At 41.5% G+C, this 20,102-nt stretch carries 21 protein-coding genes, 1 tRNA gene and 1 riboswitch; of the genes, 17 read left to right on the top strand and 5 right to left on the bottom strand.

What is annotated here, in order from left to right:
- Nucleotides 1–61: 61 nt before the first annotated feature.
- Nucleotides 62–268 (bottom strand): AbrB family transcriptional regulator, encoded by a 207-nt coding sequence (locus tag ACDZ29_RS09965; RefSeq protein ID WP_375090766.1) that lies wholly within the window; start codon nucleotides 266–268, stop codon nucleotides 62–64.
- 76 nt (nucleotides 269–344) lie between these two features.
- Nucleotides 345–539 carry a hypothetical protein gene (locus tag ACDZ29_RS09960; protein ID WP_289314235.1) on the bottom strand — a complete coding sequence of 65 codons (195 nt, stop codon included), beginning with the start codon at nucleotides 537–539 and terminating at the stop codon, nucleotides 345–347.
- 334 nt (nucleotides 540–873) lie between these two features.
- On the opposite strand from ACDZ29_RS09960, the gene ACDZ29_RS09955 reads away from it, so the two are divergent.
- The 3 genes from ACDZ29_RS09955 (at nucleotide 874) to ACDZ29_RS09945 (ending at nucleotide 3,281) form a co-directional block, all read left to right on the top strand.
- Complete coding sequence (locus ACDZ29_RS09955; protein ID WP_289327116.1) at nucleotides 874–1,086, top strand: hypothetical protein; 213 nt, start codon at nucleotides 874–876, stop codon at nucleotides 1,084–1,086.
- Between the two features lie 102 nt (nucleotides 1,087–1,188).
- Nucleotides 1,189–1,878 carry an ABC transporter ATP-binding protein gene (locus ACDZ29_RS09950; protein ID WP_289327414.1) on the top strand — a complete coding sequence of 230 codons (690 nt, stop codon included), beginning with the start codon at nucleotides 1,189–1,191 and terminating at the stop codon, nucleotides 1,876–1,878.
- Nucleotides 1,875–3,281, top strand: a complete 1,407-nt coding sequence (locus tag ACDZ29_RS09945) for a hypothetical protein (protein WP_375090765.1) — start codon at nucleotides 1,875–1,877, stop codon at nucleotides 3,279–3,281. The genes ACDZ29_RS09950 and ACDZ29_RS09945 overlap by 4 nt, the downstream gene beginning before the upstream one ends.
- Before the next feature lie 448 nt (nucleotides 3,282–3,729).
- On the opposite strand, the gene ACDZ29_RS09940 is transcribed toward ACDZ29_RS09945, so the two are convergent.
- Nucleotides 3,730–5,280 (bottom strand): ABC-F family ATP-binding cassette domain-containing protein, encoded by a 1,551-nt coding sequence (locus ACDZ29_RS09940; protein WP_061465848.1) that lies wholly within the window; start codon nucleotides 5,278–5,280, stop codon nucleotides 3,730–3,732.
- A gap of 248 nt (nucleotides 5,281–5,528) precedes the next feature.
- On the opposite strand from ACDZ29_RS09940, the gene ACDZ29_RS09935 reads away from it, so the two are divergent.
- Nucleotides 5,529–7,721, top strand: a complete 2,193-nt coding sequence (locus ACDZ29_RS09935) for a DNA topoisomerase III (RefSeq protein ID WP_375090764.1) — start codon at nucleotides 5,529–5,531, stop codon at nucleotides 7,719–7,721.
- Between the two features lie 217 nt (nucleotides 7,722–7,938).
- On the opposite strand, the gene ACDZ29_RS09930 is transcribed toward ACDZ29_RS09935, so the two are convergent.
- Entirely contained in the window at nucleotides 7,939–8,106 is a 168-nt protein-coding gene (locus tag ACDZ29_RS09930) for a hypothetical protein (RefSeq protein WP_289327113.1), read from the bottom strand.
- Nucleotides 8,107–8,606: 500 nt separating this feature from the next.
- Nucleotides 8,607–8,680, bottom strand: a tRNA-Arg gene (locus ACDZ29_RS09925).
- 204 nt (nucleotides 8,681–8,884) lie between these two features.
- On the opposite strand from ACDZ29_RS09925, the gene ACDZ29_RS09920 reads away from it, so the two are divergent.
- The 13 genes from ACDZ29_RS09920 (at nucleotide 8,885) to ACDZ29_RS09860 (ending at nucleotide 19,761) form a co-directional block, all read left to right on the top strand.
- Complete coding sequence (locus ACDZ29_RS09920) at nucleotides 8,885–9,766, top strand: polysaccharide deacetylase family protein (RefSeq protein WP_375090763.1); 882 nt, start codon at nucleotides 8,885–8,887, stop codon at nucleotides 9,764–9,766.
- 87 nt (nucleotides 9,767–9,853) lie between these two features.
- Nucleotides 9,854–10,029, top strand: a riboswitch (cobalamin riboswitch).
- Between the two features lie 178 nt (nucleotides 10,030–10,207).
- On the top strand, nucleotides 10,208–11,173 hold the full coding sequence (locus ACDZ29_RS09915; protein WP_375090762.1) for an ABC transporter substrate-binding protein: 966 nt from the start codon (nucleotides 10,208–10,210) through the stop codon (nucleotides 11,171–11,173).
- Nucleotides 11,174–11,177: 4 nt separating this feature from the next.
- Nucleotides 11,178–12,191: a FecCD family ABC transporter permease gene (locus ACDZ29_RS09910; RefSeq protein ID WP_375091124.1), complete on the top strand. Its 1,014-nt coding sequence runs from the start codon at nucleotides 11,178–11,180 to the stop codon at nucleotides 12,189–12,191.
- A gap of 5 nt (nucleotides 12,192–12,196) precedes the next feature.
- Nucleotides 12,197–13,669 (top strand): heme ABC transporter ATP-binding protein, encoded by a 1,473-nt coding sequence (locus ACDZ29_RS09905; RefSeq protein ID WP_375090761.1) that lies wholly within the window; start codon nucleotides 12,197–12,199, stop codon nucleotides 13,667–13,669.
- On the top strand, nucleotides 13,666–14,631 hold the full coding sequence (gene cbiB / locus ACDZ29_RS09900) for an adenosylcobinamide-phosphate synthase CbiB (protein WP_375090760.1): 966 nt from the start codon (nucleotides 13,666–13,668) through the stop codon (nucleotides 14,629–14,631). The genes ACDZ29_RS09905 and cbiB overlap by 4 nt, the downstream gene beginning before the upstream one ends.
- Nucleotides 14,606–15,679, top strand: coding sequence for a threonine-phosphate decarboxylase CobD (cobD, locus tag ACDZ29_RS09895; protein WP_370016892.1), 1,074 nt, complete (start codon nucleotides 14,606–14,608; stop codon nucleotides 15,677–15,679). Before cbiB ends, cobD begins: the two co-directional genes overlap by 26 nt.
- Entirely contained in the window at nucleotides 15,652–16,227 is a 576-nt protein-coding gene (locus ACDZ29_RS09890) for a bifunctional adenosylcobinamide kinase/adenosylcobinamide-phosphate guanylyltransferase (protein WP_370016891.1), read from the top strand. Before cobD ends, ACDZ29_RS09890 begins: the two co-directional genes overlap by 28 nt.
- Nucleotides 16,224–17,015, top strand: a complete 792-nt coding sequence (gene cobS / locus ACDZ29_RS09885) for an adenosylcobinamide-GDP ribazoletransferase (protein WP_289314249.1) — start codon at nucleotides 16,224–16,226, stop codon at nucleotides 17,013–17,015. Before ACDZ29_RS09890 ends, cobS begins: the two co-directional genes overlap by 4 nt.
- Nucleotides 16,973–17,590: a histidine phosphatase family protein gene (locus tag ACDZ29_RS09880; protein ID WP_375090759.1), complete on the top strand. Its 618-nt coding sequence runs from the start codon at nucleotides 16,973–16,975 to the stop codon at nucleotides 17,588–17,590. The genes cobS and ACDZ29_RS09880 overlap by 43 nt, the downstream gene beginning before the upstream one ends.
- Nucleotides 17,506–17,970: a bifunctional adenosylcobinamide kinase/adenosylcobinamide-phosphate guanylyltransferase gene (locus ACDZ29_RS09875; RefSeq protein WP_375090758.1), complete on the top strand. Its 465-nt coding sequence runs from the start codon at nucleotides 17,506–17,508 to the stop codon at nucleotides 17,968–17,970. The genes ACDZ29_RS09880 and ACDZ29_RS09875 overlap by 85 nt, the downstream gene beginning before the upstream one ends.
- Nucleotides 17,971–17,984: 14 nt before the next feature.
- The gene (locus ACDZ29_RS09870; RefSeq protein ID WP_289314252.1) at nucleotides 17,985–18,569 is read left to right on the top strand and encodes a cob(I)yrinic acid a,c-diamide adenosyltransferase; all 585 of its coding nucleotides are present in this window, start codon (nucleotides 17,985–17,987) and stop codon (nucleotides 18,567–18,569) included.
- Nucleotides 18,570–18,571: 2 nt separating this feature from the next.
- Entirely contained in the window at nucleotides 18,572–19,066 is a 495-nt protein-coding gene (locus tag ACDZ29_RS09865) for an ECF transporter S component (protein WP_375090757.1), read from the top strand.
- The gene (locus ACDZ29_RS09860) at nucleotides 19,063–19,761 is read left to right on the top strand and encodes an ATP-binding protein (protein WP_289327101.1); all 699 of its coding nucleotides are present in this window, start codon (nucleotides 19,063–19,065) and stop codon (nucleotides 19,759–19,761) included. The genes ACDZ29_RS09865 and ACDZ29_RS09860 overlap by 4 nt, the downstream gene beginning before the upstream one ends.
- The last annotated feature ends 341 nt before the right edge of the window (nucleotides 19,762–20,102 follow it).

Below are 20,102 nucleotides of genomic sequence, written 5' to 3'. Positions count from 1 at the left end.
CTCTTTTATTTCATTGTGATATCTGCCTTTAGGGGATTTAGCCTACATGGTTTCCAAAGTTTTAGGATTTCATTAAATGTTGCAATTCTTCAAAAAGCAATTCAGCAGCTTTAGGAGTCAGAATGATTGAACCATCTCCCAGGATAAGATTTTGACTTGATACCTCTCCTGTTAATATACATTCATTTTGCGGTTCATGTTTTTTTAGGATGATATGTTCGTCATCTATAAACAATTCAAGTGGGTTACTTATCTCCAAATCCAGCATCTTTCTTATTTCACTAGGTATGCAAAATCTTCCTAATGGAAGCCTTTTCATGAAGTGGGAATGGAATTAAGCACCTTTATTTATCACTACTTACGGTATCTTTTTTCTTTGTTGATTGTCGAAGCAAGTAACTGATTAAGAAACTAGATCCACCCGTTATGTAAAAGATGATGCCCCATTCTTCTGCCTTTTCAACTCCAAAAAACCGGAGCGTTAAACCAACGAAACTTAATACAAAGATAATTTCGAAAAATACGGTCAGTTTCTTCACTATAAAAACTCCTTTTCTAATAAAAGCTGATTATGTATAACATGGATTTTATGCTCTTAATTTATAGAGTTAAATAAATGAAAGCCTCTCATCTCCATCCAGGAGAAACTGAATTACTAATCCATGAAAGGAAATTTTACCATAATTTACATGGGAATTCTATGAATGTAAAAGGATTTGCGGAAAGACGAAACCATCTGTGACAAAGGGTCTTTGGGTTTCCGGAACATTTACTTTTTTACCTTTTTTTCTTTTTTTCTTTTGTATTATTAAAGCAAGATATCGTAATGACATTAGGAAATTATAAAAAAAACCAAAAGGTGGATGATTAAAAATGTTAAGTATCGCTATTAAAATTTATAACGCAATCTCAAAATACGGATCAAAGGCATGGGCCGCAATCAAAGCTGGCGCAGCATCAGTATACAATGCAGCAAAGGCGGCATGGGAAGCTGGATACTGGGCTTTCACTAAATGGTTAGCATCAAACGCAAGTGCACTATATGCAATTTATGATGCATTAAAAGCTGCTGGACTAATAGATTAATTTATTAATTTAACTTAAGCAACAAAACCTAATACTTATCCTAATGTCATTACTTTATCTGTCATTTTCTGGTACGATATAAATACTAAGAGTTAATTGGATGTGATTGCGATTAATAGTATAGAGGTCCATCATCTAAATAAGAGTTTTGGTTCCAAGAAAGTATTAGACAATTTAAATTTAACTATTGAACGTGATTCAGTAGTAGCGATAGTAGGAAGTAACGGAATTGGGAAAAGTGTTTTCTTAAACTGCTTATTGAACTTTATGGATTATGATTCAGGTGAAATTAATATTTTGAATGAAAATCATAATAATCATAACTTCCTGAGAACAGTTACATCGTTCGTTTCGGTAGATAATCAACTGCATTTGGAGAAGGTCACCGGAAGAGAGTTCTTTGAACTTATAATTTCTATATACAACCTTCCAGAAGAATCAGTTGTTGCTAAATATACATCCTATGCAGAGGAATTGAATGTAATAAATCAATTAGATTCCACATTTAGTTCTTTATCTTTCGGAACAAAGAAAAAAATCCAATTGATCGGTAGCATTCTTTATGATCCTAAGGTATTGGTTTGTGACGAAATTTTCGAGGGCTTGGACCATGAGGCTGTTAACTGGGTGAAAGCATATTTCCTAAAACGAAAAGCAAATGGAGAAGCTACTTTATTCACGAGTCATATCATGGACCATACATGGGATATTTCAGACTATATATACCGATTGGAAAATGGAAAGCTTCATAGTCAAAAAAATGAAGAAATGACAGAGAGGGTAGTAGAATGAATTTTCATTCATACAGCAAGCTATACAATATCTATACCGAAGAAAAGAGTCTAAACCAAAAGCAAAAAGCTGTAAAATTAATATTCACAGCTCTTTTTTGGGTTTCTTTGCTCTTTATCCTTTTGTCTTTTTTTGATGTACATACGAGTACGGTAATTCACTATTATATTATTGTGCTCACTGTAATCGAGTTGTTATTGCTTTTCGTGTTTATGGCGTTATATGAAAGCACCACTTATATCATAAGCTTTTCCAAAACCATTCCGATTAAGCCCAACCAACTCTTTTTTTATCATTTGATTAAATCGAACCTAACAGCAGAAATTGTTCTAGAGCTTACAATCGTGATTTCTTTTCTTTTATTTTACGGGGCACCAACGTTAAATATCCTATTGCTATTATTCTTTGTTTTCTCATTGAAGTTTCTTCGGACATATTCTGAGTTTTTCATCCTTTGGTTTAAGAAGTATCAGGTTCGATTCCCGTATTTTCCAGCCATTACCCTTCTCATCGTTTTAATCTTATATATTAATTCAAGTAAGCTTTCGCCTTTATTATCCAAATTGGATTTCACGATAACAACCATTTTGCTTATTCTCTGCATGTTTTTAGTCATAACGTTTATCACTTATCCAATCATTGTTGGTGGATTAATAAAAGAAAAAGGTGCCAATCTAGATTCTCAGAAATTCAATCACGTCACGAACCGGATATCTACAAGGATAGTGAATATCCTCATACGGAATAAAGTTATAAATGGTCTAATAAAGTACAATTTCTTCAGGCTACTGAGAGATGTTAACTATATTAGTAAACTCATTACGATAAATATTACGGTTATCGTTTTTAATATACTTAGTATGTATTTGCCTTTTATGAAAATGGAAGATATACATACTAACTTTTTCGTGGATACCATTTATATTGCTTTCTTCGTCAATTTACTAAATTTAACCAATATCAAAATTGAATACAAATTACATCAAAAGCTTAGACTTGATTTATTACCCGTTTCATTAAAAACGGAACGAATTGCTGTAGACATTACGAACAGTTTTTTTCTATTTGTAACGTTCACCATTCTTCTTCTATTAAAAGTATTCGTAGAGGGTCTTCCCTTATTATTGATACTTGATGGTTATAAGGCATTCTACTGTTTTCTTATGTTAAGCTTAATTTTAGATTGCTTTTATAAGTATGAAATTAAAAAGAAGATAAAAGCCTTGATAATCGTTTCGTATATGGTTATTGGGATCTTTATTGAATCGTTATTTATTATTAAAACAATCTTTATAATTCAATTGACTATAGCCGTTACATTGACACTGATCCTTTACCTCCTAAGGTATAGAGGAAAACCCAAAAAACAAAAGGTGAGTAACTACCAATATAACCGTACATAGAACATCTTTCTGATTATCTAATAGCACAGTTTTTCACAGTTTCATTCAAAATGAAAACGTTCCAGTGAAATAACAGAGGGAAAAATCAATAAATAGAAAAAAATGTAGAATTGACTTTCAGACTGTAGACAAATTCGAAAAAAGCGAGTTTGCCTGCAGTTTTTTTCTTTAATAAACGTTCCAGTTGTTTTCAGACTCCGCTCCCTTTCCGCGACTGTCTGCCAAGTCACCTCGTCGAAGCTCTTTGGTGTCTCGTCTAGCCAGTTATTCGGCAGGAGTGTCGCAAATTTCCTCAATCCAATGGGGATTACAGATAAAACAGTAAATGACCATCTTTTTAAATCATGGTTCGGGATGAGACCTGTCCGAACAATTAAAAGTATGATCTAGCTTTTTATTTATTTCATAATAAAGGGGATGCCGCGTTCTGCGACATCCCCTAAAAAAATTAATTTTGGGCAGACCATTCTTCTACATCCCATACTTTGGTAACCCAATCTTCATAGAAATCAGGTTCATGGCATACGAGGACAATCGTTCCTTTATACTCTTTCAATGCACGTTTCAGTTCTTCTTTTGCAACGACATCCAAATGGTTTGTCGGCTCATCGAATAACAGCCAATTGCTTTCGGTAAGCATAAGTTTGCACAGGCGTACTTTTGATTGTTCACCACCGCTTAAATGGCTCATCGGACGTGTAATGTGCTCGTTTTTCAAACCGACACGGGCAAGAATGGCACGTACCTGCGGTTGGTCCAGATGTGGAAATGCATTCCATACTTCATCTATCGGCGTCGTATTGCCTGCTTTCACTTCCTGTTCAAAATAAGAAGAAAAAAGGAAATCGCCAAGTGATCTTTTGCCGCCTAGAGGATCAATTTTACCTAATATCGTTTTTAAAAGAGTGGATTTACCAACTCCATTACAGCCGACCACGGCAATTTTTTCTCCCCGTTCGATGGTCATGGACAACTTCGGAAGTAATGGGCGGTCATATCCGATTTCCAAATCTTCACCTTCAAATACATAACGGCTGCTCGCACGTGATTCTTTAAAATCAAAGGTAGGTTTCATTGCAGTTTCTGGACGATCGATGCGTTCCATCCGGTTCAATTGCTTTTGACGGCTCTTTGCCCGACCGGTCGTTGAGTAGCGGGCTTTATTTTTTGCAATGAAGTCTTCCTGCTTTTTAATGAATTCACGCTGTTTTTCATATGCGTTAATATGTTGGTTTTTATTCAATTCAGCCAGCTCAAGGAATTTTTCATAAGTTGCCGTGTAACGGGTCAGTTTTGAAAATTCAAGATGGAAAATGACGTCGACGACGCCGTTCATGAACTCAGTGTCATGCGAAATTAATAAGAATGCATTAGGATATTCCTTTAAGTAGCTGCTCAGCCAGCGGATATGCTCTACATCCAAGTAGTTCGTCGGTTCATCAAGGAGCAGCACTTCAGGCTGTTCCAAAAGTAACTTGGCTAGTAAAACCTTTGTCCGTTGTCCACCGCTTAGGGCAGAGACATCACGGTCCAAACCGATTGCATCCAACCCTAAACCGCGTGCCGCTTCTTCAATTTTAATATCCAGATTGTAAAAACCTCCAGCTTCCAGCTTGTCCTGAATCTCACCCATTTGTTCCAAGAGTTCTTCAAGTTCTTCTGGAGTGGCTGTCCCCATTTTCTCTGTTACTTCATTCAGTGCTTTTTCCTGCTCGAATAAAGGTAAGTATGCATCCCTTAAGACGTCGCGAATCGATTTACCTTTTGAAAGTATCGTATGTTGATCAAGATAGCCATATTCGACACCAGGTGTCCATTCCACCCGGCCATCATCATGGATAAGTTGTCCTGTAATGATATTCATCATCGTTGATTTCCCGACACCATTTGCCCCGACCAGACCAACATGTTCGCCGGCCATCAGGCGGAAGGAAACATCCTTGAATAAGGTACGGTCGCCAAAGCTGTGTGCTAATTTATCTATAGAAAGTAAGCTCATTTTATATTGAACCTCCCAATTAATTTGAAAAAATCCCTACGTTTCATCATACTAAAAACTGCACGGGATTGCTATCTAATCTATTAATTTACATTTATCCCCTTGGGTACAAGTGAGCCCAGGCGGGAAATTCAATGGATCGATACCTGTTGGATCTGTTTTTGGGATGCCATGCCTGTGCATTATCGCCCTGTCATAAATTATATGAGATAATAGAGGAATCAGTTTAAAAGGGAAAGGATGTCACTATGAGTAAAACAGTCGTACTGGCCGAGAAACCTTCGGTCGGAAGAGATATAGCGAAAGTGCTGAATTGCGGGAGAAAGGGAAATGGTTTTTTTGAAGGCGATCAGTATATCGTCACTTGGGCCCTGGGTCATTTGGTCACACATGCAGATCCGGAAACTTATGATGAAAAATATAAAACTTGGCGCCTTGAGGACCTGCCCATGTTGCCGCCGTCTTTGAAATTGGTCGTGATCAAGCAATCAGGCAAACAGTTCCAATCGGTTAAAACACAATTGAACCGCAATGATGTCAAGGATGTCATCATTGCAACAGATGCAGGCCGCGAAGGGGAGCTCGTTGCACGCTGGATTCTCGAAAAAGCGAATGTAAAGAAGCCGATCAAACGGCTTTGGATTTCCTCTGTAACGGATAAAGCGATCAAAGATGGATTTAAAAAGCTGAAGGATGGCAAGGAGTATGAAAACCTATTTGCCTCTGCTGTTGCTAGGGCAGAAGCGGACTGGATCGTTGGGATGAACGCGACACGGGCTCTTACTACGAAGCACAATGCCCAGCTATCCTGCGGCCGCGTCCAAACGCCGACACTTGCGATGATTGCAAAAAAAGAAGAAGAAATAAAACAATTCCAGCCTAAGAAATATTATGGCGTTTCGGCAACTGCAGAATCCAATTTGCGCCTAATCTGGCAAGATGCCCAATCTAAAGATATCCGCACATTTGATAAAGCCAAGGCAGAAAAGGTTCTTTCAGCCGTGAAGGGGAAAAAGGCAGAAGTGGTGGAAGTGAACAAAGCCCATAAGAAAAGTTTTGCCCCTTCTTTATATGATTTAACGGAACTTCAAAGGGACGCCAATAAGAAATTCGGTTATTCGGCGAAAGAGACGTTATCGATCATGCAGCGCTTATATGAAAGCCATAAAGTCTTGACGTATCCAAGGACGGATTCACGCTTTTTATCAACGGATTTGGTTGATACGCTAAAAGAAAGATTACAGGCTGTCAGCATTAAACCATATGCCCAGTATGCATCAAGGATCCTGCGCAGCCCGATGAAGGCCAATAAATCGTTCGTGGATGATAGCAAGGTCTCGGATCACCATGCGATCATCCCCACTGAGCAGACTCCGCTACCGGGAAAACTGAGCGACAAAGAATCTAAAATCTATGATTTGGTCGTTAAAAGGTTTCTTGCCGTATTAATGCCGCCTTTTGAATATGAGCAAACGACCGTCACCGCAAAAATGGGACAGGAGACGTTCATGGCAAAAGGGAAGGTCGTCCTGAAATCAGGCTGGAAGGAAGTCTATGATCACCAATTCGACGAGGAAGAAGCTAAAGATGGCCTTGCTGAGCAACTGCTTCCGAACGTTAAAAAAGGTGACAGTTTATCCATTTCGACTGTGAAACAAACAGAGGGTGAAACGAAACCACCGGAGCCGTTCAATGAAGGGTCGCTTCTTTCGGCAATGGAAAATCCTGCTCGTTTCATGGCAGGGGAAAGCAAGGAACTCATCAAGACTCTGGGTGAAACTGGAGGGATTGGGACTGTTGCAACACGTGCTGACGTTATTGAAAAATTGTTCAATAGCTTCCTGATTGAAAAGAGAGGGAAGGGCCTTCATGTAACTTCGAAAGGTAAACAACTCCTTCAATTGGCACCTGAAGACTTACGATCTCCAGCACTGACAGCTCAATGGGAGCAAAAGTTAACAGCGATTGCCAAAGGACAGCTACCAAAACAGGCATTCATCGGCGATATGCGCACCTATGCCAAAAATATCGTTCAAGAAATCAAAAATAGTGACCAAAAGTTCAAGCATGATAACGTGTCAGGAACGAAATGTCCTGATTGCGGCAAGCTGATGCTTGAAGTGAATAGTAAAAAGGGAAAAATGCTTGTCTGTCAGGATCGTGAATGTGGCCACAAAAAAGGTGTTTCACGTGTAACAAATGCCAGATGTCCACAATGTCACAAAAAGATGGAAATGCGCGGTCAAGGAGAAGCACAGACATTCACCTGTAAATGCGGTTTTCACGAAAAACTTTCTTCTTACAATAAACGAAGAGGGCAAAATAAAAATCAAAAAGTATCAAAAAATGAAGTCTCCAATTATATGAAAAAGCAAAATAAAGAAGAGCCGATCAATACTGCCTTAGCGGATGCTTTGGCCAAACTGAAATTCGATAAATAAAAGAAAAGGGTCCTTCACTTTAAGCTTAATAGTGAAAGGGCCTTTTTTTTGGGGGGTATTTGCATGGGGCGGGGTGGGCAAATTCATTGTGGGCAGGTCCATCTTTCCAGACAAAAGATTGCCGCTTGATGAAGTGGCGAAATCCATATAAAAGTAAAAGACAGCAGAAAAGGATGGAGCATTCGCTCCATCCTTTTCCATATATCACTGCTTCGGGTTAAATTTCATTCAGTACGGTGCCGTGTAATTCATATTCAAGTGTTTCGTCAGTTGTATGTGTGTATTTATCCGTATCTGCTAGTGTAAGCGTACTGAATGTCTGCTGATCACCCGGACTGAAAATTGCTTCATCATTCTCTGGATTCCATAGGTTGTAAATACTCATGATCAGTATCCTCCTCCTTTGGGCGAGAAGACTAGTAATTCCCATTTTGGTTATCGACTAACGCTTCAATTGACTCTAACGCTGATCACCGGGACTAAACACCGCTGCGTCATTCTCTTTGTTCCATTGGCTTCTGATTGTACTCATCGTGCACATCATCTCCTTTGGTGAGAATGTCTTACAGTAGTTATCTACCCGGATGGGACAGGTTAAAACATATATTTCAAAAAAATATTACTTTTTTGTGGATATATATATCGAAAAACATCATTAATTAAAACATTTCTTTAAACAGAGTCAAAAAGTTTTGAACGAATATTAAATGGTTAATTTCATAATGTATTGATCGCCGATACTTCCGGCTTTTCTCATACCGGTATAGAAATCCGACCTTTACATATTGGAAGCCCCTCAAAAGCCTAAATAGGTAAGGCCATACCAACAGAAAAAACCCTGTTACGACGCGGAGATACCGCATTGTAACAGGGTTTTAAAATTAGCGTCCCAGATAGGAATCGAACCTACGACCTACAGCTTAGGAGGCTGTCGCTCTATCCTGCTGAGCTACTGGGACATATAAAAAAAGTCGACGACTTATTTATTATATTTCTTATAGGCAAACTTTTCAAGCTAATAGCAATAATAATTATGAAAAAATCATCTAAACGCTTAGCGGGTCTCTTATTTCTGCTTTTTCCTTTTTTTTCATTAAATGGAATACTTTATTATTGGTTGGTTTTCTGGTACTATTATACTAGAAAAAAATAGGAGAATGATAGTGGGAAAATACAGAGTTTTACTGTTTGTGGCATTGCTGGGGATATTAATTTTACCTGCATGCTCACAAGGGATTTTAGAGGGTATAGGCACAAAGAGGGCTGCGCCGATTGCGGAAGATGACATTGAAGTGGTTGAGGCAGCGGAGAATGGCACCGGACAGGATTCAAAGGACGAACCGGAACAAATCGATACGAGAAACTGGATAAGGGCCGATTCCGCGGTTCAGTTTCCAATATTGATGTATCATAGCATTTCTGAAGGTAATGGCCTACGGGTTCCAAGAGAGGAATTCCAATCACAAATGACTTGGCTTCGGGAGAATGGTTACTATACATTATCCCCTAAAGAAGCATTCCTCGTTTTAACCGAAAATCGGATGCCAAGTGATAAGTGCGTCTGGCTTACTTTTGATGATGGCTATACAGATAACTACACGGAAGCTTTCCCCATATTAAAAGAATATGATATGAAAGCAACCATCTTCATGATTGGGAAGTCCATTGATAAAGGTCATCACCTGACTGAAAATCAAATGTTGGAGATGAGCAGGAATGGGGTTTCGATCGAAAGTCATACTATCAACCATTTGGAGCTGAACCGGATGACGGCAGAGCAGCAAGAAGCGGAAATGGTTCAGTCGAAGGAGCTATTCGACCGTATCCTCGACCAGGACACGACAGTAATTTCCTATCCGGTTGGCCGGTATAACGAAGAAAGTCTATGGGTGTCAGAAGAAGCTGGATACAAGATGGCAGTCACTACCGAACCTGGAGGAGCTTCAAGGGACCAAGGGATGCATTCCCTGCATAGGGTTCGGATTTCACCGGGATTATCAGTCGAGGGATTTGCGTCCCTGATTGAAAATGCTTCTAATCACTGAAGGTGGACGGGTCATTTCGAGGCAAGTCAGAAAAATCATATAATAATCGATTCTTACATGGTGTATAATGAAAGGCAGTGAAAATTATATACATATGAACGATTTGGTGTCTTAATGACTTAATAGGGAAGTTGGTGAAATGCCAGCGCGGTCCCGCCACTGTATATGGGAGCCAACGGATGTTTACCACTGTATGAGATATGGGAAGGTGCCGTTGACGATGACCATGAGCCAGGAGACCTGCCAAAATTCGTACACCTGTAACCTACGCGGATGGGAAGGTGTGTGGCAGACCCTAAAGAGTCCGTAATTATATTGTTGCCATACAAGCATCTTCCGTTTAACGGGAGGTGCTTTTGTTTTGGGGTGCATCTTCCGATAATGCGTTTTGTTTATTAGGTGTGAAGAAATTAAAAGAAAAAAAGATTGTGGGGAATGAAAATGAAGAAGATTTTTGGTCTGATACTGGTGATGTTGCTGACTGCAGGTATGATGGTTGGCTGTAGCGATGCTACTAATGAAGGAAAAGAAAAGCAGGAAACGAATCATGCCAAACAGGAAGTTTTCCCGATTACGATTAAAGATGCAACAGGCGAAAAGGTGACGATAGAACAAAAACCGAAGAAAATCGTTTCGTTGATACCAAGTAATACGGAAGTTGTCTTTGCACTTGGCTTGGGCAAAAAGGTTGTTGGTGTTTCCGACTATGATAATTATCCGGAAGAAACGAAAGAAATTGAAAAAGTTGGCGGAATGGAAATGAACACGGAGATGATTGTCTCCTTGAAGCCTGACCTTGTTCTTGCCCATGCATCCAGTGCCCATAATTCGAATGAGGGTTTACAGCAGCTTAAGGATGCTGGAATTGATGTCCTCGTAGTCAATGATGCACAAAGCTTTGACCAAGTCTATGATTCTATTGATATGATTGGACAGGCAACGGGGGAACATGATAAGGCAAAAGGAATCGTTACGGACATGAAAACGAAGCTCAAGGATATACAGGAAAAAGCCAAATCCGTAAAGGAAGCGGATAGGAAGACCGTTTTTGTGGAGGTTTCACCGTCACCTGAGATATATACACCTGGAAAAAATACCTTCATGAATGAAATGCTTCAAATTATTTCAGCGGAAAATGCAGCTGCTGAATTGGACGGATGGGCAAAAATTGATGAAGAGTCGATGATTGCTGCAAATCCGGATGTCATCATTACAACGTATGGTTATTATACAAAAGATGCAGTAAGTCAAGTGAAGGGCCGAAAAGGTTGGCAAGACGTAAATGCTGTGAAGGATGACCAAGTCTTTGATGTCCATTCCGACTTGGTGACCCGTTCCGGTCCACGCTTAATAGAGGGAGTAGAGGAACTTGCCAAATCAGTCTATCCGAACCTATTTGACAACTAAATGGATGATTGCTTATTTGATTGCGTTATTATTTTTGTTATTCGCAATGACGATAGGCATTTCCTTTGGTTCGGTGCCAGTACCGATTCCTGTACTATTACAAATTATCGGCAAGGAGATTTTTCATTTACCGATTTCAGCTGATCCGGATGTAATGCTTACGAATATTGTGATGAACATCCGCTTGCCGCGTGTGTTGCTAGCGGGTTTTGTTGGGGCATCGCTTGCGATTTCGGGAGCGGGGTTTCAGGGCCTGCTCCGGAATCCGCTCGCTGACCCTTACACATTAGGTATTTCATCAGGAGCATCAGTCGGTGCCGTATTGACAATATTCTTGAATATATCACTACCATTCATCGGTTTATATACTCTTCCGGCATTGAGCATCGTGTGCTCAGTGCTCACGATGTTCTGCGTACTGGCTTTTGCAAAAAAAATGGATCGATCGATGAAAGTGGAAACGATCATTTTAACGGGAATCATTTTCAGCTCGTTTTTAAGTGCCTTCATTTCATTGATGATTGCGCTGACTGGTGATGAATTAAGACAAATCATCGGCTGGCTGATGGGAAGCGTTTCAATGCGCGGCTGGAATTATATTGCAATCATTTTGCCGTTTTTTATTATTGGTTCATTGATCTTGATCATGAATACGAGCGAATTGAATGCGATGACTTTCGGGGAAGACCGGGCAAAACACTTAGGTGTTAATGTTAAGCGGCGGAAAATGTGGATTTTGATAGCCGGTTCGATGTTGACAGGGGCAGCCGTTGCCGTTTCAGGGGCGATTGGCTTTGTAGGATTGGTCATTCCTCATTTTGTCCGAAAGATTTGGGGACCTGACCATAAACATTTGCTTCCGTTGTCATTGCTGGTAGGAAGCGGATTCCTAATATTGGCGGACTTTGTAGCACGGTCGATCATTGCCCCATCGGAACTGCCAATCGGGGTGATCACTTCACTTATCGGGGCACCCGCATTCGCGCTGATTTTATTAAAGAGACGGAGAGAAGGGTAAGATGGATGCTTGAAGTTAAAGGGTTAACAGGTGGATATGACAACAAAGCTGTTTTGGACTCTGTTACTTTTGATGTACATAAAGGGGAATTATTCGGGATTCTTGGCCCAAATGGCAGCGGAAAAACGACGCTTTTAAGTATGCTTAGCGGGGTGCTCGATTATAAGGGCGGAAGCATACGGATAAGAGGAAGGGATTTGAAGGATTATTCGTCAAAACAACTTGCACAGGTCATTGCTGTGCTCCCTCAGCATTCCTCATTAGCTTTCTCATATACGGTAAAAGAGACGGTCTCACTTGGGCGATATGCCCATCAAACAGGTTGGTTCCATAGTTGGTCCGCAGAAGATGAAACGATTGTCCAACAGGTTATGGAACAAACGGGAGTAGCGGATTTTCACGATCTTCAATTTGAACGATTATCAGGCGGGGAGAGACAAAGGGTCTTATTGGCACAGGCACTTGCCCAAGAACCGGAAATCCTTTTTTTGGATGAGCCTACGAACCACTTGGATCTTTCCTATCAAAAGGATCTTCTTGATCTAATGAGGAAAATGGCAAAAGAGCAAGAGTTGACCGTTATTTCAATTTTTCATGACTTGAATTTGGCTGGGTTATATTGTGATCGGCTTATGTTGCTTGAAAAAGGGAAAATTTTGGTTGTGGATGTGCCGAATGAAGTGCTCCGACAGGAACGGATTCAGGGGGTATATCGTACGACGATCGAAAAACATCCACATCCCGCCCTTCCGAAACCGCAAATGTTCATCGTTCCGGAAAAGCATGGCTATGATACTATCCCATTGGAAATTGATGATTCTTATCTGACAGTCGGATCTGAAATGATTCAATTGAATTCCCCGATCCCGCTTAGAACGATGTCTTCTGGAGTGACTGGTTCGGGGACGGGATGGCATAAATATTTCGTGAATAGGCATGTCCATCATGGATATGATTGCGAGGATCATCATGTTGAAATGGCTGACTATTTAAAAACTCATGGATTTGACCCGCAGCAAACGGTAGGGATGATGACGGCTGTCTTTCTCGATACGGTTGCCTTCAAGTTATTAAGAGCTGAAAATTTCTCGGTTTTTATCATCGTGACCGCTGGTGTAGGGAATGCCATCGACGCATCTTTAGCTGACCGACATTCTTGGAGTTCCGCTCCAGGAACGATAAATACATGGATCTTCGTAAATGGGCATTTGGCAGAAGAGGCTTTCATCCACAGCATAGTTACTGCGACCGAGGCAAAAGTAAAAGCGCTTCATGATTTGCGTGTCTTGGATAAGGTGACAAATACATGTGCAACAGGAACATCGACAGACAGCATTTTGATTGCGGCAACTCAAAGAGGGGCAAAGCTTCAATATGCAGGCACCATCACTCCGTTAGGGAAGCTGATCAGCCGCGGTGTATATGATTGTACAGCGGAAGCATTAAACAATAATCGGAAACGGATTGAGGATTTATGATTTACCATCATCTTTTTGCGGTTACGCTGGCGTTTTTCCTTGATCTATTAATTGGTGATCCGCCAAATTGGCCGCATCCAGTCAAATGGATAGGAACGATGATAAGCAAGTTTGATCAGGCATTCAATAGAGGAACACATAAGAAGCGGAATGGACTCTTCATGTTGTTCATCGTCTTATCGGTGGTGTTATTGATTACTGGTCTTACCGTCTATTTGGCTTATCGTATCCATCCGCTTGCAGGTATCCTTTGGGAAGCTGTTGTCATTTCCACTACGATAGCTCAGAAAGGCTTGAAGCAAGCTGGAATGGATGTTTGCCATCCGTTGAATCGAGGGGATTTTCCTGAAGCGAGGCTAAAGCTTTCCTATATCGTGGGCCGTGATACTGCGGATCTTGATGAATCCGAAATAGTCAGGGGCACCGTGGAAACCGTAGCGGAAAATACCAGTGATGGGATTACAGCCCCGATGTTTTGGTCAGCCATTGGCGGTGCGCCGCTCGCGATGGTGTACAGGGCGATTAATACCTGCGATTCCATGGTAGGGTACAAAAATGATAAATATGGGCAATTCGGCTGGGCTTCAGCCAAGCTCGATGATATCGTCAACTGGATTCCCAGCCGCCTCACCGGGTTCCTGATGTTGCTGAGCTCGAAATCCGGCTATCATGGATTTGGTGCTAGATGGAAGATATTATTCAATGACGCAAAAAAACATCCAAGCCCGAATAGCGGGTGGTGTGAAGCAGGCGTCGCTGCCATTTTGGGAATACAGCTAGGAGGCCGGAATATGTACAAAGGAATTGTTTCCGACCGTGCGAGGATGGGAGTTTCGCTTGTTCGATTGGAAGCAAAACATATACCAAAAACGATTACCATCATGCATCGGTCATCTTTTCTATTTCTACTGATGCTATGGCTAGGGGGACTTATTCTTGACGTTACCTTCACATGGCTCTAATCCTCATTATCTTTACGAAGCGCTGGAAATCGAAATGCCTGAATCGGTTCTCGACTTCAGTGCTAACATCAACCCATTGGGTCCGCCTTTACGCATAAAGGAACAGTGGTCTGGGTTTTTCGAAGGAATCCTTCAATACCCAGATCCGCATGCCATTGAGCTGACAAAATCGATCGCAAAAAAAGAAGCTCTTCCAGAGCAATCCGTTTTGGTGGGTAACGGTGGTGCAGAAATAATCATGTTGGTAGCGAACAGATTAGCCAATCAAAGGGTGTTAATCATTCAGCCTGCATTTGCGGAATATGCAGAGGCATGTTTGGCGGCAGGGTGTGAGGTCGATTTTCATCAACTTAATGCACCTGAGTGGCAACTTGACTTGGATCGATTGATTTCGCGGTTACCCGAATATGATGCAATTTTCTTGTGTACCCCTAATAATCCGACGGGTGTTTCATTTAAGCGGGATGAAGTTAGGGAATTGATCATCGAATGTCAAAAAGCGGATTGCCTGGTTGTCATCGATGAGGCTTTTTATGATTTTACGGAAGACGCCTTTACTTATGCTACTTTAATCAATGAATTTCCACATTTACTCATTCTAAGATCAATGACCAAAATCTTTGCCATTCCGGGTTTAAGACTAGGCTATTTGCTTGCGGCACCGGATATCATAACTCAGGTAAGAACTTATAAACCGCATTGGAGCGTCAACCATGTGGCATTGGAAGTAGGGGAAATCTGTCTTGCAGAAGAAGAATATATGAGAGAAACAAGAGACTATATTCAATTGCAAAAGCAGAAACTATTCCGGTTTTATGAGGAGCAAGGATTGATTGTCTCCAATAGCACAGTTAATTTTTATTTAGTGAAAGATGAATCCTTATCCCTTTTCCCCTTTTTGCTGAAAAAAGGAATCGTACCGCGCCATACCTATAATTTCCCGGGTTTGGATGGAAAGTGGCTTCGGTTTGCAGTGAAGAGTGAGCATGATAACGAAGCACTGATGGAGGGGGTAAGACAGTGGAGAAAGCAAGGCTCTGTTTTATAACCGGGGGTGTCCGTTCCGGAAAAAGCAGTTTCGCAGAAAGAAAAGCCCTGGAGTATGCACTCCAAATGGATGGGAACTTGCATTACCTCGCCTGTGGGCGTGTCAGTGATGTTGAAATGGGTGAACGCATCCATAGGCACCAGAAAGATAGAGAACGCAGCCCAATTGCCTGGCAGACTTCGGAATACGCAACGGATATTACAAGAATAGGAGCGGACATTAATCAGGATTCTATAATCCTAGTCGATTGTCTGACAACCCTGCTTGATAACGAACTATTTGGCCCTGGCATTCCGCTCGAAAAAGAATTTTTAGATAGCGTTTTTTCAAAAATAATAAACGGGATCAATGAGATTAGAAAACAATCCAGTTGTTTAATAGTCGTGAGCAATGAATTGGTGCAAGAACCGATTTTCCATAATGAATTCCTCCATCTATACGGAAAAACACTAGGTCTGCTTCATCAAACGATTGTCGGGCAGGCCGATGAAGCCTATCTCATTGAATCGGGAATACCATTGCGGAAGAAAGGGTGCATCCAGGAATGAACGGAGCGATCGGATTTTTAATTAACCTGCAGTTCTTTACGATTTTTCCAATAAAGAAACAGCTTCCGATGGAGAAGAAATATATTCACCGTGCCATTCAAACCTTTCCATTAGTCGGTCTTTTACTAGGCTTGATTTTGGGTGGTGTTTTATATGCACTAGTGGAATGGACCCCATTGTCCTCCCTTGCGATTGCCTTTTTCCTTTGGTTTTTGACGATGGCATTAACTGGAGGTTTACACCTCGATGGTTGGATCGATGCAAGTGATGCTTTTTTTTCCTATCAGGATAAAGAGCGCCGATTGGAAATCATGAAGGATTCAAGGACAGGTGCATTCGGTGTCATCTCCGTCATCGTCCTATTGGCAGCACGGTTTCTTTTTATCTATGAAATTGTCGAAAGGGTAAATGAATGGACATACTTCTTGATCATTGCCCTTCCGCTCTTAAGCAAATGTGTGATGGGCTATTTGCTCATCCGGATGCCGCTGGCTAAAAATGAGGGACTCGGTGCTTTTTTTCAAAGTGCAGTAAAGAAAAGCAGTTTGCCCATTTATTGGCTGTACCTCTTTGTAAGTCTGGCGATTGCCTGGATCATCGATTTTAAGCTTGTCACCCTATTTTTCATCATGTGTCTGGCTGCGCTGTTTTTCCTGCTTTATATAAAACGTAAAGTGGTAAGTTGGTTCGGTGGGATAACTGGGGATGTACTGGGTGCATCCGTGGAAGGGGTTGAGCTTTGGTTATGGCTGATATTGTGGCTATTACACTACTTCGCCATGGGCTGACAGAAGCGAATGAGCGAAAGGCCTATTTAGGCTGGACGGATTCCCCATTAAGTATCGAAGGAGTAAAGGAAATACTGGGCTTAAGGGGCTCTTACCCGCAGTATGAAAAAATTCACACGAGTGATTTGCCTCGTTGTGTGGAAACTGCAAGGCTGTTGTTTCCAGATGTAGTTCCGGTCAAAAACCCCTCGTTTCGTGAAATGAACTTCGGAAGTTGGGAAGGGCGAACGTATGAAGAGTTGAAGACCGATGAAGATTATATTAATTGGCTGGAACGTCCCATGGAGGCAATGGTGCCTGGGGGTGAAAGTTATCCGGCATTTTCCGAACGTGTCAATGATGGCTGGAATCAATTGATTGCCTGTAAGGAGAACCGATTTGCCCTAATGACGCATGGAGGGGTAATACGTGATTTATTGGTCCGCTATGCCCCGATGGAAAAGTCTTTTTTTGATTGGGGGACTTCCCATGGCAGGGGATATGAGCTGATATGGGAAGACCGGAACAGTTTAAGGAGGGGAGAACGCTGCACTTTGTTACAGGAGGCGCCTATAATGGGAAAACTAAATGGGTAAAGCAATTGTATGGTTTGGAAAATGATGTCCTTTGGCTATCCGGTTATCGAAAAGAACAGCCGAAATTGATTGATTTTCAAGGCAAGACTGTTGTATTGCAAGGGTTGGATGCATGGATTCAGCAAGATGCAGAAAAAATGGATTCAGATTCGATTCGAAAAAGATGGAAGGAAATCATGGCTGATTGGCGAATATGGGAGAAAGAAAGGGATGAACACAACTGCATTGTGATCGGTTCTGATATTTCCAAAGGCATTGTCCCGATGGAAGCGAGAGATCGCAGATGGCGCGATGCCTGCGGATGGGTCTTTCAAGATGTAGCATCCATATCAAGGCGCGTTGATATCATCTGGTATGGAATAAACCAGCGAATAAAATAGAGGAGGTAATGGGGATGAAAATCTATACACGTACAGGGGATAAGGGACAAACAAGCGTAATCGGTGGTCGGCTTGACAAGGATGACATCCGTGTTGATTCTTATGGAACGGTGGATGAAGTGAATAGCTATATCGGTCTTGCGGTTACTGAATTGGACCCCGCGATATTTACGGATGTATTGGCCGATCTAGAGAAAATCCAGCATGAGTTATTTGACTGTGGCGGTGATTTGGCAACCGTTTCCGAGAAGGCCCCACAAAAGTTGACGGATGAGGCCATTACCTATTTGGAAGAACGAATAGATGCCTTCATAATCGAAGCTCCGGAATTGGAAAAGTTTATCCTGCCTGGCGGCACAAAAGCAGCTGCAACCATTCATATTGCCCGTACAGTTACAAGAAGGGCGGAACGATTGGTCGTTTCATTGATCAAGTCTGGTGCGGCTGTTTCACCATTATCACTTCAATATTTAAATCGTTTGTCGGATTACTTCTTTGCTGTTGCACGTGTGATCAATTTCCGCCTTGGTGTGAAAGATGTGGAATATATCCGTAGCGCAAATGTGTTCCGTGGAGGGAAAAGAAAGGAAAAAGAGTAAACATGGATGTAAGAAAAATTAGTGCAATTGCTATATTCATTGCCTTATCGGCAGTAGGGGCAATGATTAAAATCCCTTCCCCGATCGGGAGTATCGCTTTGGATAGTTTTCCGGCCCTTTTGGCTGCCATCGTACTTGGCCCGGTATCGGGGGCTATTGTAGCTGGGCTTGGTCATATCATTTCAGCGTTCATTGGCGGAATGACACTTGGGCCATTCCATTTTTTGATCATGGTCGAAATGGCGGTTCTCGTATGGATGTTTGGAATTTTATATATACAAGGAAAAAAAGTAGGCGCATTTTTCCTCTTCTTTATCGGTAATGCTTTCATCTTAGCCTTGCCTTTCGCATTTCTGATCAGCTATGGTTTTTACGCGTTGTTGGTTCCGGGATTAACGGTGGCGACGGCGGTAAATGTAGTATTGGCAGTCCTTTTACTGCCCCGCTTGGAGCCTGTTTTGAGAAAAATGATCTTTAAAGATGGACTCGTAGAATGAGTGATTCATTGATTTTACCATTTTCTGAATCAGATTCATTGATTGTTTCAAGTGATAATAGCGGCGGAATCGGCCTGAAGGAAAAAGATCTTGTCCATGTTCCTTATGAGGTCGTTGGATATTATTCCTTTCGGGTTGCCGTCATGGAATGTTTGGGCGTTGGCGGAAGTCCAGTATCCGTTGTCCTAAATAATTTCTGCGGTGATGAAGCCTGGGAGGACTTGACCAGGGGTGTCAGGAAGGGGCTGAAAGAATTGGGAATGGAGGACCTTCCCATTACTGGCAGCACAGAAAGTAACATGCCGCTTCTTCAATCCGCGGTTGGACTTATGGTGATCGGTAAACGAGTGAATGAATGTATTAAAAAGCAACATCCTTTACGAAAAATCGCACTGATCGGCAGGCCGCTCGTTGGAGAAGAAGTAATGGATCAGCAAGATTGGGTCGCGCCATTATCTTTATATAAAAGCCTATGTGAAATGGAAGACGTTCAGGCACTTCCAGTCGGCTCAAAAGGGATAGCATATGAATGGGAGCATCTGGATCAAAGTGGTGAAGGTGTTTCTGTGCATATAAGCAATGAAGTCGATATTGAAAAATCGTCAGGACCATCCACCTGCTTCCTCATTGCTTATCCTGAACAACTGGAGAAAGAAATCAAGCACCGATCCGGTCCTCTTTTTATTGGTGAATGATCATTTCATGACTGAATCAGGTATCGAGTTTAGTTCACGATGAACAGGTTCGATGCTTTTTTCATTGAGATCTTACCTATATGGATTCCTTATCCTGATTTAGAGTGAATGATTGAATAAGACGTTTAGTTTATTTGGATAGAGCCAGAACAATAGTTTGTTGATTTATGCGCTTGTTTCCACCATTTTCTTGATCGTTATCAAAGCCCATTTATTGCGTTACTTCTCGCTTCCGTCCTTTAGGGATTAGCAGGTATGGATGTTCCGGATGTTGCAGATGCTGTTCAGACAGGGAGATTTGATCATCGGTATTCCCGCAGCACATTTTAGCTGGTCCTGTT

The sequence above is a fragment of the Peribacillus sp. RS7 genome, from assembly GCF_041956845.1.
GTDB lineage: Bacteria > Bacillota > Bacilli > Bacillales > DSM-1321 > Peribacillus.
This window is presented reverse-complemented; position numbering and strand designations above follow the sequence as displayed.